The sequence below is a fragment of the Pseudomonas wenzhouensis genome, from assembly GCF_021029445.1.
GTDB lineage: Bacteria > Pseudomonadota > Gammaproteobacteria > Pseudomonadales > Pseudomonadaceae > Aquipseudomonas > Aquipseudomonas wenzhouensis.
In genome coordinates this window covers 3015469-3031235 of sequence record NZ_CP072610.1, presented here as the reverse complement: position 1 = coordinate 3031235, position 15767 = coordinate 3015469, and the positions used below count along the sequence as shown (strand labels likewise).

The 15767-nt window shown below is 62.8% G+C and carries 18 protein-coding genes; 14 read left to right on the top strand and 4 right to left on the bottom strand.

From position 1 onward, the window contains the following. Positions 1-2 precede the first annotated feature (2 nt). The 3 genes from J7655_RS13965 (at position 3) to sthA (ending at position 2747) form a co-directional block, all read left to right on the top strand. On the top strand, positions 3-1028 hold the full coding sequence (locus tag J7655_RS13965; RefSeq protein ID WP_420850885.1) for an FAD:protein FMN transferase: 1026 nt from the start codon (positions 3-5) through the stop codon (positions 1026-1028). After that, positions 1025-1255 (top strand): (Na+)-NQR maturation NqrM, encoded by a 231-nt coding sequence (gene nqrM, locus J7655_RS13960; RefSeq protein WP_230924959.1) that lies wholly within the window; start codon positions 1025-1027, stop codon positions 1253-1255. The genes J7655_RS13965 and nqrM overlap by 4 nt, the downstream gene beginning before the upstream one ends. A 97-nt stretch (positions 1256-1352) precedes the next feature. Continuing rightward, on the top strand, positions 1353-2747 hold the full coding sequence (gene sthA / locus J7655_RS13955) for a Si-specific NAD(P)(+) transhydrogenase (RefSeq protein ID WP_230924958.1): 1395 nt from the start codon (positions 1353-1355) through the stop codon (positions 2745-2747). A 261-nt stretch (positions 2748-3008) separates the two neighbouring features. On the opposite strand, the gene J7655_RS13950 is transcribed toward sthA, so the two are convergent. From J7655_RS13950 to J7655_RS13940, 3 genes are read right to left on the bottom strand one after another with little or no spacing between them, the layout of a single operon-like run. Next, entirely contained in the window at positions 3009-3728 is a 720-nt protein-coding gene (locus J7655_RS13950) for a glycerophosphodiester phosphodiesterase (protein ID WP_230924957.1), read from the bottom strand. Next, the gene (locus J7655_RS13945; protein WP_230924956.1) at positions 3725-4033 is read right to left on the bottom strand and encodes a phosphodiesterase; all 309 of its coding nucleotides are present in this window, start codon (positions 4031-4033) and stop codon (positions 3725-3727) included. Before J7655_RS13945 ends, J7655_RS13950 begins: the two co-directional genes overlap by 4 nt. A gap of 19 nt (positions 4034-4052) precedes the next feature. Further along, complete coding sequence (locus J7655_RS13940) at positions 4053-4619, bottom strand: PilZ domain-containing protein (protein ID WP_230924955.1); 567 nt, start codon at positions 4617-4619, stop codon at positions 4053-4055. Positions 4620-4909: 290 nt separating this feature from the next. Between J7655_RS13940 and J7655_RS13935 the strand changes: the two genes are divergently transcribed. Genes J7655_RS13935 through J7655_RS13925 form a run of 3 tightly spaced genes read left to right on the top strand, consistent with a single transcriptional unit; the run spans position 4910 to position 8107 of the window. Further along, complete coding sequence (locus J7655_RS13935) at positions 4910-6157, top strand: lipoprotein-releasing ABC transporter permease subunit (protein WP_230924954.1); 1248 nt, start codon at positions 4910-4912, stop codon at positions 6155-6157. 19 nt (positions 6158-6176) lie between these two features. Beyond that, positions 6177-6863 carry a lipoprotein-releasing ABC transporter ATP-binding protein LolD gene (gene lolD / locus J7655_RS13930; RefSeq protein ID WP_187272882.1) on the top strand — a complete coding sequence of 229 codons (687 nt, stop codon included), beginning with the start codon at positions 6177-6179 and terminating at the stop codon, positions 6861-6863. Then, positions 6863-8107 (top strand): lipoprotein-releasing ABC transporter permease subunit, encoded by a 1245-nt coding sequence (locus tag J7655_RS13925; RefSeq protein ID WP_230924953.1) that lies wholly within the window; start codon positions 6863-6865, stop codon positions 8105-8107. Before lolD ends, J7655_RS13925 begins: the two co-directional genes overlap by 1 nt. 157 nt (positions 8108-8264) lie before the next feature. On the opposite strand, the gene J7655_RS13920 is transcribed toward J7655_RS13925, so the two are convergent. Continuing rightward, positions 8265-8789, bottom strand: coding sequence for a DUF2062 domain-containing protein (locus J7655_RS13920; protein ID WP_230924952.1), 525 nt, complete (start codon positions 8787-8789; stop codon positions 8265-8267). 138 nt (positions 8790-8927) lie between these two features. Here J7655_RS13920 and J7655_RS13915 point away from each other — a divergent pair, with 138 nt between their 5' ends. The 8 genes from J7655_RS13915 to murB are packed head-to-tail and all read left to right on the top strand — an operon-like array spanning position 8928 to position 15710. Next, a complete protein-coding gene (locus tag J7655_RS13915; protein WP_230927728.1) occupies positions 8928-11141 on the top strand; it encodes a DNA internalization-related competence protein ComEC/Rec2 in 2214 nt (737 codons plus the stop codon). Positions 11142-11197: 56 nt separating this feature from the next. Next, a complete protein-coding gene (locus tag J7655_RS13910; protein ID WP_037000321.1) occupies positions 11198-11830 on the top strand; it encodes a MotA/TolQ/ExbB proton channel family protein in 633 nt (210 codons plus the stop codon). Then, on the top strand, positions 11827-12255 hold the full coding sequence (locus J7655_RS13905; RefSeq protein ID WP_230924951.1) for an ExbD/TolR family protein: 429 nt from the start codon (positions 11827-11829) through the stop codon (positions 12253-12255). The genes J7655_RS13910 and J7655_RS13905 overlap by 4 nt, the downstream gene beginning before the upstream one ends. Then, the gene (gene lpxK, locus J7655_RS13900; RefSeq protein ID WP_230924950.1) at positions 12256-13257 is read left to right on the top strand and encodes a tetraacyldisaccharide 4'-kinase; all 1002 of its coding nucleotides are present in this window, start codon (positions 12256-12258) and stop codon (positions 13255-13257) included. It abuts the gene before it with no gap. A 22-nt stretch (positions 13258-13279) separates the two neighbouring features. After that, positions 13280-13465: a Trm112 family protein gene (locus J7655_RS13895; protein ID WP_003245207.1), complete on the top strand. Its 186-nt coding sequence runs from the start codon at positions 13280-13282 to the stop codon at positions 13463-13465. Next, a complete protein-coding gene (gene kdsB, locus J7655_RS13890; RefSeq protein WP_230924949.1) occupies positions 13466-14230 on the top strand; it encodes a 3-deoxy-manno-octulosonate cytidylyltransferase in 765 nt (254 codons plus the stop codon). It abuts the gene before it with no gap. Further along, positions 14230-14694 (top strand): low molecular weight protein-tyrosine-phosphatase, encoded by a 465-nt coding sequence (locus tag J7655_RS13885; RefSeq protein ID WP_230924948.1) that lies wholly within the window; start codon positions 14230-14232, stop codon positions 14692-14694. The genes kdsB and J7655_RS13885 overlap by 1 nt, the downstream gene beginning before the upstream one ends. Continuing rightward, positions 14691-15710, top strand: a complete 1020-nt coding sequence (murB, locus tag J7655_RS13880; RefSeq protein ID WP_230924947.1) for a UDP-N-acetylmuramate dehydrogenase — start codon at positions 14691-14693, stop codon at positions 15708-15710. Before J7655_RS13885 ends, murB begins: the two co-directional genes overlap by 4 nt. Positions 15711-15767 lie beyond the last annotated feature (57 nt).

The following is a 15767-nucleotide window of genomic DNA, read 5'->3' as shown; positions in this document are numbered from 1 at the left end:
GCATGAGGTCTGCTGTACTCCAGCCCGTTATCGCTGTCGCCCTGGCGGCAGCCCTAACGGGCTGCTTGCATTCTGAACGGATCGAAGAGTTCGGCGGCCCGACCATGGGCAGCACCTATTCGGTCAAATACGTCCGCAGTGAAGGTGTCGCGCCGCAAGCCGAACTCAAGGCCGCGACCGAGGCGATCCTCGCCGAGATCGATCTGCAGATGTCCACCTATCGTGATGATTCGCTGATCGAGCAATTCAACCGGGCGCCGGCAGGTACCTGCCAGGCCATGCCCAGGGGCGTGCTGGACCTGGTGCGTGCCGGTGATCGCCTGCATCAGGAGAGCCAGGGTTATTTCGACCTGACGCTGGAGCCGTTGCTCGATCTTTGGGGCTTCGGCCCCAAAGGGCAGGGCGAGGCCGTGCCGGACGATGGGCGTCTGGCCGAAGTGCGCCAGCGGGTTGGCCAGCAACATTTGCGGATCGAAGGCCAGCAGCTGTGCAAGGATGCCGACGTACAGGTTGATTTCAACAGCATCGCGGCAGGCTACGCTGTCGATCAGATCGTCGCGCGTCTTGCAGAGCTGGGTGTCACCAGCTATCTGGTGGAGGCTACCGGCGAGCTCAAGGCGGCTGGCTTCAAGCCTGACGGCAGCCACTGGCGTATCGGCCTGGAAGCGCCGCGCGACGATCAGCGTGTGGCCCAGCGCATCCTGCAACTCGATGGTTACGGTATTTCCACCTCGGGTGATTACCGCAATTACTTCGAAGAGAACGGCCAGCGCTACTCGCACACGCTCGATCCGCTGACGGGTAAACCGGTCAACCACAAGCTGGCAGCCGTGACGGTGGCGGATCCATCGACCTTGCGCGCCGATGGCTTGTCTACCCTATTGATGGTGCTTGGGCCGGATGCCGGCATGGCTTTCGCCGAGCGCAACGGTATCGCGGCGTTTTTCGTGACGCGTGAGGGCGAGGGTTTCGTCACACAGGGCACGGCCGCATTCGAGCAGCTATTCGCTGCAGGAGATGAGCAATGACGTTTCTGGTTGTATTTCTGGTTATGGTTCTGGTCGTCGGCATGATGGCTATCGGTGTGATCATGGGGCGTAAACCCATCGCCGGTTCCTGCGGCGGTATCGCCAACCTGGGCATCGAGAAGGAGTGCTCGATCTGCGGCGGTAGTCGTGAGAAGTGCGAAGAGGTCAATCGCGACAAGAGCGAGGCGCCGAACACTGACCTGGCCTACGACGCGGGCAAGCGTTAAGCCAGGCAGCATGCTTTGATAGTCGGTGGCCACTATCCGCTGCCGACCCTGCCGAGGGTGCGCCACAAGCGCTCCGGCCTGATCTGAAGGAGTAAACATGGCGGTCTACAACTACGATGTGGTGGTGCTGGGCTCCGGCCCGGCGGGCGAGGGCGCGGCGATGAACGCGGCCAAGGCCGGGCGCAAGGTGGCCGTGGTGGACAACCGTCCGCTGGTCGGCGGCAACTGCACCCACCTGGGCACCATTCCCTCCAAGGCGCTGCGCCACTCGGTGCGGCAGATCATGCAGTTCAACACCAACCCGATGTTTCGCCAGATCGGCGAGCCGCGTTGGTTCTCCTTTCCCGACGTGCTGAAAAGTGCGGAGAAGGTGATCGCCAAGCAGGTCACCTCGCGCACCGGCTACTACGCGCGCAACCGCATCGACACCTATTTCGGCACCGCCAGCTTCGCTGACGATCAGACGGTCGAAGTGGTCTGCCTCAATGGCGTGGTGGAAAAGCTGGTGGCCAAGCAAATCGTCATCGCCACCGGTTCGCGTCCCTATCGTCCGGCTGACGTCGATTTTCGCCACCCGCGTATCTATGACAGCGACACCATTCTCAGCCTCGGCCATACGCCGCGTCGCCTGATCATCTACGGAGCCGGGGTGATCGGTTGCGAATACGCCTCGATCTTCAGTGGTCTGGGTGTGCTGGTCGACCTGATCGACAACCGCGATCAGTTGCTGAGTTTCCTCGATTCGGAAATCTCCGACGCGCTTTCCTATCACCTGCGCAACAACAACGTGCTGATTCGTCACAACGAAGAATACGAGCGCATCGAAGGGGTGGAGAATGGTGTGGTCCTGCACCTGAAATCGGGCAAGAAGATCAAGGCCGATGCCCTGCTGTGGTGTAACGGTCGTACCGGCAACACCGATCAGCTGGGCCTGGAAAACATCGGCATCGCGGTCAACAGCCGTGGCCAGATCCAGGTCGACGAGTACTATCGCACCGAGGTCAGCAATATCTACGCCGCCGGTGACGTGATCGGCTGGCCGAGCCTGGCCAGTGCCGCGGCTGACCAGGGTCGTTCCGCGGCCGGCAGCATCGTCGACAACGGCAGCTGGCGCTTCGTCGATGACGTGCCGACCGGCATCTACACCATTCCGGAGATCAGCTCGATCGGCAAGACCGAGCGTGAACTGACCCAGGCCAAGGTGCCTTACGAAGTGGGCAAGGCCTTCTTCAAGGGCATGGCCCGCGCGCAGATCTCGGTCGAGCCGGTGGGCATGCTGAAGATCCTCTTCCACCGTGAAACCCTGGAAGTGCTGGGTGTGCACTGCTTCGGCTATCAGGCTTCGGAGATCGTCCACATCGGTCAGGCGATCATGAACCAGAAGGGTGAAGCCAACAGCATCAAGTACTTCATCAACACCACCTTCAACTACCCGACCATGGCCGAGGCCTATCGGGTTGCCGCGTTCGACGGCCTCAACCGGCTTTTTTGAGCGGCTCCGGCCGGCGGCCTGAGCCGGTCGGGGAGGCAGGCTGGGTAGTGGCTTCCGAGTGGCGCTGGCCGAATCGGGAGAGCTTCTAGCGTCTCAGGCGGCAGCAACGACAAGACCGGCCATTGGCCGGTTTTGTCGTTGTTGGGCGCTGTATTCGTAGCCCGGATGCAATCCGGGGACATCCTCGCTCCAGCTCCCGGATTGCTTCCGGGCTACGCGGCGGGATCGCGGATAAATCCGCTCCTACGGAAGGTGAGTGCCTCAGCCGCGCAGCGTCTGCTCCGCGATGCCGGGGAAGTCGGTGATGAGGCTGTCGACACCAAAGTCGGCCAGGCGGCGCATCAGCGCCGGCTCGTTGACCGTCCAGACCGAGACATGCAGCCTCTGGTTCTGCGCCTTGAGCAGACGCTCCGGGGTGCACAGTGTCCAGTTCAATGCGAGCAGATGGCACTGGTAGTGCGCTGCCACTTTCAACGGGTCGAGCCAGGCGTACTCGGCCACCAGGCCCAGTTGCAATTGCGGGGTCAGCTCGCGTGCGGCCTTGAGCACTTCGCGCGAGCTGGAGGTGATGGTGATCTGCTCGCGCAGACCGAAGCGCTCGACCAGTTCGGCAATAGCCAGCACGGTACGTGCGGCGCGCACTTTCGAGGCGCTTTTTACTTCCAGTTGCCAGTGCTCGAACTGGCATTGCTCGAACAATTCCTCCAGGCGTGGAATGGGGCAGGGGCGTACCCAGCCCGGGCCGCCCTTGCGCGCGTCGTACTTGGCCAGCTCGGCGGCGTCGTGCTCGACCACCTTGCCGCGCAGGCCGGTGGTGCGCTTGAGGGTTGGGTCGTGGATGACCATCAGTTCGCCGTCGCGTGACAGGTGCAGATCCAGCTCGCAGCGATTGACGCCGTGCTCCAGGCAACGCTGGAAGCTGACGAGGGTGTTTTCCGGGGCTTCGCCTTTGGCGCCGCGATGGCCGTAGATAAGGGTCACTGTTGCTCCTTGGCGGTGTCGAGGTGACGTGGCTGGTGATGGCGCACGCTGTTGATCACGTGATCGTATTCGAAATAGACGCTGAATTCGCGGTAGTCCCAGCGTGTGATCGGCGGCTGGCCGACGGGCTTGTGCTCTTCATCGGCCAGGCCGAAACGCTCCAGTACCGAACGCTTGGACTGGCCTTTATGCGGCAGGTTGCTGGCGTCGAGTTCCGCGCCCTGGCTGCCGAGTGGAATGCTCAGGGTCTCGGCAAGCGAGGGCAGGGGCATCAGCAGGGCGAATAGCAGGGCGAGTCGATACATGGCAATTCCTTGGTAGAGGTCATTCACGAGCCTGGCGACGTTCCAGAGCCTGTTTCTGCAGGATATGCCGAGCCAGCAACTGGCGCTGTGCGTCGGTCAACGCTTCGAACTCGGTACCGACTTCATATTGGCCATCTGCACGCTGGCTGCAATGCACGACCTTGGCCCGTAGCAGCAGACCGAGCGCCTGGGGCATCAACACCATCTTGATCGCCAGATGGCTGCCCGGCGCCACGGCCTGGGCGTTATTGAAGCTGATGCCGCCTTCGGACAGCGACACCTGACGCGGTGCGCCGATATCGCGCAGCAGGCTCTGGGCGACCGCCTGACCGAGCAGGTCGATGCGCTTGTTGATGACCTTCAGGTAGTTGGCCAGGGTGCGGTCACGCTCGCTGATGTGGCGCAGCAAGTGCTGCGATTCGAAGTCCATCAGGTGCAGGTCGCTGAGCAGATTGAACAGCGGCGAGGTGTCGTGAAGCACGTCGCTGGCATAGGCTTCGGCCCCGGACAGCAGGCTGAATTCCAGTGCGATCGTATCCTCGATACGATAGTATTCGCGGCGATCATCTACATCGTTAGTCGACATGGCGAACCCATGAAAGCAGTGGTGGTCGAAGACCCTGTTGAAAGCCTCGTGAACGCCATGCGTGCCGGCCATGACTGCCTGGCAGGCGCCGGTTACGAATGGTAAAGGCGTAATACTCGCATCGCCCGCTCCATTGGCGTCACACTGCAATGTGTCAGCCACTGGTGGCTTTCCAGGTGTTTTAACGCAGCAGGCCCGATGCACAGCAAGCGTTGACTTGCCTGTGAGTGTAAGGCTGCTGATCCGGCCCTGCCACAAGGACGTTTTTCTTTCCTCCGAATCTCTCCGACATGTTCAGACCTCTGTTCGTATTCATCGGTACGCGCTACACGCGGGCCAAGCGTCGCAACCACTTCGTCTCCTTCATTTCCCTGACGTCCATGCTCGGCCTCACCCTGGGGGTGATGGTGATGATCCTGGTGCTGTCGGTGATGAATGGCTTCGATCACGAGATGCGCACCCGTGTGCTGGGCATGATTCCGCATGCCACAGTCGAGTCGGCCACCCCGGTCAGCGACTGGCCGGCACTGGCGCGTCAGGTCGAGCGTCATCCGCGCGTCGAGGCGCTGGCCCCCTTCACCCAGATGCAGGGCTTGCTGACGCACGACGGCAAGGTGCAGAAGGTGCTGATCAATGCCATCGATCCCGAGCAGGAACGCAAGGTCTCGATCATCGATGGCTTCTTCCAGCAGGGCGGGCTCGACAGCTTGCAGCCCGGTGATTTCGCCATGATCATCGGCGACAAGGCAGCGGCCAAATTGGGCGTCAAGCTCGGAGACAAGGTCACCTTCGTCGCCCCTGAGGTCACCGTGACCCCGGCCGGCATGTTTCCGCGCCTCAAACGTTTTACCGTGACCGGTATCTTTCATGTCGGCGCCGGTGAGATCGACGGTGCCCTGGCTCTGGCCAATATCAGCGACTTGGCGCGCCTGCAGCGCTGGCAGCCGGATCAGGTACAGGGCCTGCGTCTGAAGTTCGATGACCTGTTCCAGGCGCCGCGCAGCGCCTGGGAAATCGCCCAGACCCTCGACGGCGATTTCTACGCCCGCGACTGGACCCGCACGCATGGCAATCTGTATCAGGCCATTCGCATGGAAAAGACCATGATCGGCCTGCTGCTGTTGCTGATCGTCGCCGTCGCCGCCTTCAACATCATCTCCACCCTGGTGATGGTGGTGACCGACAAGAAGGGCGATATCGCCATCCTGCGGACCCTAGGCGCCACGCCGCGGCAGATCATGGCCATCTTCATGGTACAGGGCACGGTGATTGGCGTAGTCGGCACCTTGATCGGCGCCGTCCTGGGGATTCTCGCGGCGCTGAACATCAGCAGCCTGATCGCCGGCATCGAGCGGCTGCTGGGCATCAAGTTTCTCAATGCCGATGTCTATTTCATCGATTACCTGCCCTCGCAATTGCAGACCGCAGACGTGGTCATGGTCTGCAGCGCAGCACTGCTGCTGAGCTTCTTTGCCACCCTGTACCCTGCCTGGCGTGCTTCGCGTACCCAGCCTGCCGAGGCCCTGCGTTATGAGTGAGTCCATGAACCCGAACGCCATGAAACAGCACAATGCCGTGCTCAGCTGCCGCAACCTGAGCAAGCGTTACGACGAAGGCCCCGAGTCTGTGGTGGTGCTCGACGGGCTCGAACTGGAACTGCTGCCTGGTGAGCGCGTGGCCATCGTCGGCAGCTCCGGCTCCGGCAAGAGCACCCTGTTGAACATGCTCGGTGGCCTTGATACGCCCAGTGCAGGCAGCGTGTGGCTGGCCGGCGAGCAACTGTCGGCGCTGAGTGAAACCGCCCGCGGCCTGTTGCGCAACCGTGCACTGGGCTTCGTTTATCAGTTTCATCATCTGCTGGCCGAATTTACCGCGCTGGAAAATGCCTGCATGCCGCTGCTGATCGGCAAGACGCCGATTGCCGAAGCGCGCCAGCGTGCGACCGCTCTGCTGGAGCGAGTCGGCCTGGGCCATCGCCTGCACCACAAGCCGGCTGAACTGTCCGGTGGTGAGCGTCAGCGCGTAGCCATTGCCCGTGCCCTGGTCAACCGCCCCGGGCTGGTGCTGCTCGATGAGCCCACCGGCAACCTCGATCAGCACACTGCCGAAGGCATTCAGGAGCTGATGCGCGAACTGAGCCGCGACTCCAATACCGCATTTCTGGTGGTGACTCACGACATGCAGCTGGCGCGCCAGATGGATCGCGTGCTGAGCCTGCAGGACGGCAAGCTGGTGACCCTCTAATGTTTCGTCCGCTGAGTATCTTCATCGGCGCTCGCTACACGCGGGCCAAGCGCCGCAACCATTTCATCTCCTTCATTTCGCTGACTTCGATGATCGGCCTGGCGCTCGGTGTGCTGGCGATGATCGTGGTGTTGTCGGTGATGAACGGTTTCCAGAAGGAAATGAGCTCGCGCATTCTCGGCATGGTGCCGCACGCCATGCTCTATGGCGCCGAGCCGGTTGCCGACTGGCGCGCACTGGCAGACAAGGCCATGGCCAATCCGCAGGTGCAGGCAGCTGCGCCCTATGCCCAACTGGAAGGCATGCTCTCGCATCGCGGGCTGATGCAGCCGATTCAGATTCACGGCATCGACCCTGCGGAAGAGGGCAAGGTGTCGATCCTGCCCGAGCACATCCGTCAGGGCAGCCTGAACAACCTGCAACCCGGTGAGTTCGGCGTGGTGATCGGTGATATCACCGCGCGTCGCTTTGGCCTGCAGGTGGGCGACAAGCTGACGCTGATCATTCCCGAGCTGAGCAGCGCGCCTGGTGGCGTCACCCCGCGCATGCAGCGGCTGAACGTGGCGGCGGTGTTCAAGGTCGGTGCCGAGCTGGACAGCTCACTGGCCCTGATCAACGTCGCCGATGCGGCTGCCATGCAGCGTTTGCCGCAAGGAACGGTGCCGGGTATTCGTCTGGCGCTGAAGGATCTTTACCAGGCGCCGCAGGTGTCCAAGGCGCTGGTCGCCGAACTGGGCGCAGGGTATCGCGCCGACGACTGGACGCACACCCAGGGCAGCCTGTTCAGTGCGATGAAGATGGAAAAGACCATGATCGGGCTGCTGCTGCTGCTGATCGTTGCCGTGGCGGCGTTCAACATCATCGCCACGCTGATCATGGTGGTGGCCGACAAGGGTGGGGATATCGCCATCCTGCGTACCCTGGGCGCAACGCCACGGCAGATCATGGCGATTTTCATGGTGCAGGGCTCGGTGATCGGTCTGGTCGGCACGCTGATCGGTACCGTACTTGGCGTCCTGGCGGCGCTCAATGTCAGTGCGCTGGTAGCCTGGCTGGAGTCGTTCGCCGGGCAGCAGGTGATGAGTGCCGATGTGTACTTCATCAGCAGCCTGCCGTCTGACCTGCAATGGCTGGATGTGGCGCTGATCTGTTCGGCGGCGCTGATTCTCAGTTTCCTCGCCACACTTTATCCGTCCTGGCGTGCGGCACAGGTGCAGCCGGCCGAGGCGCTACGTTACGAATAAAGTCGAGGTGCAGCCTAGATTCTGTACGAAAAGTGCCTGCGCTCGGTGATGCTTCGTTAAAAATAGGTTCGGAATGCTCATTTACAGCTCGTAAACTCCGCTTCCTCACCCATTTTTGCCTCGCCTGACCTTCGCTCGACGACTTTTCGTACAGAACCTAGCGCTGCGTCTGCCTGCTTTGCTGGCGCTTTCGCCAGCTACGTTGCACCCACCAGCGCCAGTAGAGCATGGTCAGCGCATAGCCCATGATCGAGAAGCCGACTGCCGCCACGAACGAGCCGACATACAGCGGTTTCCACAGCACTGCCAGTTCGGCCGAGATCCATTCCAGGCTGAGCGTTTCCGGCATGCTGACCGGTGGCGTCTGCAAGATCCATGTGCCCAGTTTGTAGGTGCAATAGAACACTGGTGGCATGGTGATGGGGTTGGTCAGCCACACCAGGCCGATGGAAATCGGCAGGTTGGCGCGCAGTGGAATGGCCACGGCAGCGGCGGCCAGCATCTGCATGGGCATGGGAATCATCGCCCAGAACAGTCCGATGGCCATGCCGCGCGCTACCGAGTGGCGATTGAGATGCCACAGGTTGGGATCGTGAATCAGCTTGCCGAGAAAACGCAGGGACTTGTTAGTCTTGATGCTGTCGGGGTCGGGCATGTAGCGTTTGAATAAGCGACGCGGCATGAAGAGTCTCTGAGCTGGCAAAAGCGCCGGTATTATGCATGCTTTGCGCATGAGCGGCGTTTCCATATTGTGACCGGAGGTGAGCGTCGGACGCGCCCGCCGTAGCTCGATGAGCAGGGAGGATGGATGCGAACAGGGATGTTGGCGCTGGCCCTGGGCTTGCTCACGCTGCGTTTTTTGCCGGCTTTGCCGCCAGGCTGGCTGTTAGCGATTGCAGCCTGTGCCGGCCTGGCACTGTTGCTATCGCGCCTTTATCCGCTGGGCTTCTTTCTGCTCGGGCTGGCCTGGGCGTGCAGTTCGGCGCAATCGGCGCTGGATGATCGCCTCGCTGCGCAACTCGATGGTCGTACCCTATGGCTGGAGGGACGGGTGGTGGGCTTACCCGAAGTCTCCGAGGGTGTCGTGCGCTTTTTGCTGGAGGAGGCCCACTCGCGACGTGCCGAGTTGCCGCAAAGGCTGCGCGTGGCCTGGTATGGCGGGCCGACGGTGCAAGGCGGCGAGCGCTGGCGGCTGGCGGTCAATCTCAAGCGCCCGCATGGTCTGGTCAATCCGCAGCGTTTCGACTACGAGGCCTGGCTGTTGGCGCAGCGTATCGGCGCTACGGGTACGATCAAGTCAGGTGAGCGCCTGTCATCCGCGACAGGATTGGGCAGTTGGCGTGACAGCCTGCGTCAGCAATTGCTGGCTGTGCCGGCCTTTGAGCGGCAGGGCGCCATTGCGGCGCTGGTTCTGGGTGATGGTTCGGGTCTGAGCACGACAGACTGGCGCCTGCTGCAGCACACCGGAACGGTGCATCTGATGGTCATCTCGGGGCAGCACATTGCGCTGCTGGCCGGGTTTCTCTATGGCCTGGTGGCACTGCTGGCGAAGCTCGGTGCCTGGCCCAGGCGCCTGCCCTGGCTGCCCTGTGCTTGTGCCTTAGCCCTGAGTGGAGCCTTGCTCTACGGTTTTCTGGCCGGTTTCGAGGTGCCGGTGCGCCGAGCCTGTGTGATGGTCGCGCTGGTGCTGCTATGGCGTATGCGTTTTCGCCATCTGGGCGCCTGGTGGCCGCTGCTGCTGGCCTTGATCGTGGTTCTGCTGCTGGAACCACTGGCATCCTTGCAGCCGGGGTTCTGGCTGTCGTTTTCGGCAGTGGCGATTCTGGTGCTGGTATTCGCTGGTCGTCTCGGTCTCTGGGGGTGGTGGCGTGGCCTGACGCGCGCGCAGTGGACCATGGCCATCGGCCTGTTGCCGATGATGTTGATCCTCGGTCTGCCGGTGAGCAGTAGCGGGCCACTGGCCAATCTGATTGCCGTGCCCTGGGTTGGCTTGGTGGTCGTGCCTCTGGCGTTGTTGGGCACTTTGCTACTGCCTGTCCCGCTGCTGGGTGAAGGCGTGCTGTGGCTGGCCGGTGGTGCATTGCACCTGTTGTTCGAACTGCTCGGCGTCATCGCTGCCTGGCTACCGGCCTGGCTGCCCAGCAACCTGCCGCTGTGGGCCTGGCTATTGGCTGCGGCTGGCGCGTTGCTGCTTCTGCTGCCGGCTGGTGTGCCCTTGCGCTGGCCCGGCATCGCGCTGCTATTGCCGGCATTGTTTCTGCCGGCGCCACAGTTGGACGACGGGCGTGCCGACATCTGGGTGCTGGATGTCGGGCAGGGGCTGGCCGTGCTGGTGCGCACCCGGGAGCATGCTCTGCTTTACGATGCCGGGCCGCGTTTCGGCGATTTCGATACCGGTGAGCGTATCGTCCTGCCTTCGTTGCGCGCGCTGAATGTGCGACGTCTCGATCTGCTGCTGCTCAGCCATGCCGATAACGATCATGCCGGTGGTGCGGCCGCGATCAAGGCCAGGATGCCGGTATCGAGGGTTGTCAGCGGTGAACCGCAAAGGCTGGCCGATGCCCTCGGCGCCGAAGCGTGCGCGTCAGGGCAGAGCTGGCAATGGAACGAGGTGACCTTCAGGTTATGGCAATGGCAGCAGGCCAGCTCCGGCAACCAGTTGTCCTGTGTACTGCAGATAGAGGCGGCGGGCGAACGCCTGCTGTTGACCGGCGATATCGATGCACAGGCCGAGCAGGCGTTGATGCAGGCCGACTTGCCTCTGGCCTCGCAGTGGCTACTGGCTCCCCACCACGGTAGCCGCACGTCATCCAGCCAGGCGTTCATCGATGCCGTCGCAGCGCAGCATGTGCTGATCACCCGCAGTCGCCACAACGCCTTCGGCCATCCTCACCCACAGGTGCTTGCACGCTATCGCGCTGCGGGCGTCGAGGTGCATGACACGGCGTTGCACGGCGCCCTGCATATTCGCCTGGGGCTACATGGCACGGCGCGAGGGTTGCGAAGCGAGCCACGTTTCTGGCGGGAAAAATGAGAACGGCGGCGCCCTATGCTAGAGTGGCGCGACTTTTTCGAGGGGGATTCTCTACCGTGTGGGAACTGGTCAAAGCTGGCGGCTGGATGATGCTGCCGATCATTCTCTGTTCCATCGCTGCTGCCGGTATCGTTGCCGAGCGCCTGTGGACCCTGCGGCCTGCCCGGGTCACTCCGGCCAATCTGCTGGCCCAGGTATGGCGCTGGATCAAGGACAAGAAACTCAACAACCAGAAGCTCAAGGAGCTGCGCGAGCATTCGCCGCTGGGGCAGATACTCGCTGCCGGCCTGGCCAACTCCAAGCATGGCCGCGAGATCATGAAAGAGTGCATCGAGGAGGCTGCCGCGCGCGTCATCCATGATCTGGAACGCTACCTCAATGCGCTTGGCACCATTGCCGGTATCGCCCCGTTACTCGGCCTGCTTGGCACCGTGCTGGGCATGATCGAAATCTTCAGCTCCTTCATGGGCTCTGGCATGGCCAACGCGCCGATGCTCGCCGGCGGTATCTCCAAGGCGCTGATCACCACAGCAGCCGGCCTGATGGTGGCGATCCCTGCGCTGTTTTTCCACCGCTACCTGCAGCGACGCGTCGACGAGTTGGTGGTCGGCATGGAGCAGGAAGCGATCAAGCTGGTGGAGATGGTGCAGGGTGATCGCGATGTCGACCTGGGCGAGGGCAAGGCGTGAAATTCCGGCGTAAACCGCGGGAGAACGTCGAGATCAACCTGGCCTCGTTGATTGACGTGGTATTTATCCTGCTGCTGTTTTTCGTGGTCACCACCACCTTCACCCGTGAGACCCAGCTCAAGGTCGACCTGCCGGAGGCCGCCAGCGGCACGCCGCCGGAGCAGACCGAGCTGAAGCAGGTCGAAGTGCTGATCGCTGCCGACGGTGCGTTTTCGGTCAATGGCAAGACGCTGCTGGAGAGCAACCTGAGCAATCTCATGGCTGCGCTGCAGAAGGAGTCCGACGGCGACAACAGCCTGCCGCTGATCATCAGCGCCGACGGCAAGACGCCGCACCAGGCGGTGATCACGGCCATGGACGCTGCCGGCAAGCTGGGCTTCTCGCACCTGCGCATCACCACGGTGGAAGCACAGGAAGCCCCTTGAGTGAGCGCCGCTGATCGCCTGCTCGAGGCCTGGTATCGCGGCCATCCGGCGCTGGTGCTGTTGCGCCCGCTGGAGTGGCTGTATCGCCGCGTAGTGCAGGGCAAGCGCGCACGCTTCTTGGCGGGCGAAGGCAACATCTACCGCGCGCCAGTGCCGGTGCTGGTGGTGGGCAACATCACCGTCGGCGGCACCGGCAAGACACCGCTGATCCTCTTCCTTATCGAACATTGTCGTGCCCGTGGCCTAAAGGTCGGTGTGGTCAGCCGTGGCTATGGCGCCACGCCGCCCAGTCTGCCCTGGCGCGTGCGCGCGGAGCAGCCGGCGAGCCAGGCCGGCGATGAGCCGCTGCTGATCGTCCAGCGCACGGGCGTGCCCTTGATGATCGACCCGGACCGTAGCCGCGCCGTCCATGCTCTGCTGGCTGAAGAATCGGTTGACCTGATCCTCTGCGACGATGGCCTGCAGCACTACCGGTTGGCGCGTGATCTGGAGCTGGTATTGATCGACGCCGCCCGTGGCCTGGGCAATGGGCGCTGCCTGCCCGCTGGGCCATTGCGCGAGCCAGCCGAGCGTTTGGCCGAGGTGGATGCCGTGTTGTTCAACGGCGCCGAAGCCGATAGTACCGAGGGCTATGCCTTTCGCCTGCAGCCAACCGCGCTGGTCAACGTTGCCAGTGGTGAGCGTGTCGGCCTTTACCATTTTTCTCCCGGCCAGGCCATGCATGCGGTGGCCGGCATCGGCAACCCGCAACGTTTCTTCAATACCCTCGAAGCGCTAAACTGGCGGCCGGTTCCGCACCCCTTCGCCGACCATGCTCAGTACGACCTGGCGCAGCTCAGTTTCGAGCCGCCGCTGCCGCTACTGATGACGGAGAAGGATGCGGTGAAATGCCGGGCCTTCGCTGCTGCCGACTGGTGGTACCTGGCCGTCGATGCCGTGCCCACGCAGGCGTTCGTCGACTGGCTGGATGGCGCGTTGGCCCGCCTCATACCGGGGTCCTGATGACCCCAGCAAGGATTCCACCATGGACCTTAAACTGCTCGACATTCTCGCCTGCCCGATCTGCAAGGGCCCGCTGCAGCTTTCCGAAGACAAGACCGAGCTGATCAGCAAGGGCGCCGGCGTGGCTTACCCGATCCGCGACGGCATCCCGGTGATGCTGGAAAGCGAAGCACGCACCCTGACCACTGACGAGCGTCTGGACAAGTAAATGAGCGCAGCCTTCACCGTCGTCATTCCCGCCCGTTACGCCTCCACCCGCCTGCCTGGCAAGCCATTGCAGGACATCGCCGGCAAACCCATGGTGCAGCACGTCTGGGAGCAGGCGAAAAAAAGCTCGGCCAGCCGCGTGGTGATCGCCACCGACGATGCGCGCATCGTCGAGGCCTGCCAGACCTTTGGCGCCGAGGTGCTGCTGACTCGCGAGGATCACAACTCCGGCACCGACCGCCTGGCCGAAGTGGCCACCCAGCTCGGTTTGCCGGCCGATGCCATCGTGGTCAACGTGCAGGGTGACGAGCCGCTGATTCCGCCGGTGATCATCGATCAGGTCGCGGTCAACCTGGCGGCCAACCCGCAGGCCGGTATCGCCACCCTGGCCGAGCCCATCGAGGACGTCACCGCGCTGTTCAATCCCAATGTGGTCAAGGTGGTTGCGGACAAGACAGGCCTGGCCCTGACCTTCAGCCGTGCGCCGCTGGCCTGGGCGCGCGATGCCTTCGCCAAGAGTCGCGATGTACTGCCGCAAGGCGTGCCGTACCGCCGTCATATCGGCATCTACGCCTACCGTGCCGGTTTCCTGCATGACTTCGTCGCCTGGGGCCCCTGCTGGCTGGAAGACACCGAATGCCTGGAGCAACTGCGCGCGCTGTACAACGGTGTGCGTATCCATGTTGCCGATGCGCTGGAGGCGCCGGCTGCCGGCGTGGATACCGCTGAAGACCTGGAGCGGGTACGTCACCTGCTGGGGGCCTGATGAAGGTTCTGTTCGTGTGCCTAGGCAACATTTGTCGTTCGCCCACGGCTGAAGGCGTGCTGCGCCACAAGCTGCGTGCGGCAGGGCTGGATGATCGCGTACAGGTGGATTCCGCCGGTACTGGTGATTGGCACGTCGGCAAGGCGCCGGACAGTCGCACCCGTCAGGCGGCCCTACGCCGTGGTTATGATCTGTCCGCGCAGCGTGCGCGCCAGGTCGAGGCTGCCGACTTTCAGCGCTTCGATCTGATCCTGGCCATGGATCAGAGCAATCTGCGTAATCTCAAGGCGCTGCGTCCGGCGGCTGCTCGGGCTGATCTCGACCTTTATCTGCGTCGCTATGCGTTGGCCCTGGATGAGGTGCCTGATCCCTACTACGGCGGCGACGATGGTTTCGAGCAGGTACTGGATCTGATCGAGCAAGCCAGTGACGCGCTGCTGGTGGAAATCAAGGGGCGCCTGTGAGCCTGAATCTGCAACGTGATGTGTCGCTCAGGGTTTTCAACAGCTTTGGCGTCGATGTACGCGCACGCTGTTTCGCTGAGGCCCACAACGATGACGAAGTGCGCGAGGCGCTGCGTCTGGCCGAGCAGCAGGGCTTGCCGCTGCTGGTGATCGGTGGTGGCAGCAACCTGTTGCTGACCCGCGATGTCGAGGCACTGGTGCTGCGTATGGCCAGCCGTGGCATTCGCATTCTCGAGACCGACGGCGAGCAGGTGCTGGTGGAGGCCGAAGCTGGCGAGCCCTGGCATCCCTTCGTGCAGTGGAGCCTGGCACAAGGCCTCAATGGTCTGGAAAACCTCAGCCTGATTCCCGGCACCGTTGGCGCCGCGCCGATGCAGAACATCGGTGCCTATGGCGTGGAGATCAAGGATCTGTTCGCCGGCCTGACCGCCCTGGATCGGCACAGCGGCGAATTACGAGACTTCGGTCTGGAGGAATGCGCTTTCGCTTACCGCGACAGCCTGTTCAAGCGCGAAGCCGGGCGTTGGCTGATCCTCCGTGTGCGTTTCCACTTGAGCCGTCTGGCTGCGCTGCGTCTTGACTACGGCCCGGTGCGCCAGCGCCTTGCTGAGATGGGTGTCGAAGTGCCGACTGCCACCGATGTCAGCCGAGCGATCTGCGCCATCCGCAGCGAAAAACTGCCAGATCCTGCCGAACTGGGTAACGCCGGCAGCTTCTTCAAGAATCCGCTGGTGTCGTTCGAGCTGGCCGAGCGCATTCGCGCCGAGCATGCCGATCTGGTCAGTTATCCGGCGGGTGATGGTCTGGTCAAACTGGCGGCTGGCTGGTTGATCGAGCGGGCAGGGTGGAAAGGTTTTCGCGAGGGCGATGCCGGCGTGCATCGTTTGCAGGCGCTGGTGCTGGTCAATTATGGCAAGGCCACGGGGGCGCAACTGCTGCAGCTGGCGCAGCGTATCCAGGCCGATGTGTTCGAGCGCTTCGCTGTCGAGCTGGAGATCGAGCCCAACGTGCTTTGATTTGACCGCCTTGGTGCTGTTGTCCCGGATTGCATCCGGGCTACGCATCTGAAACGG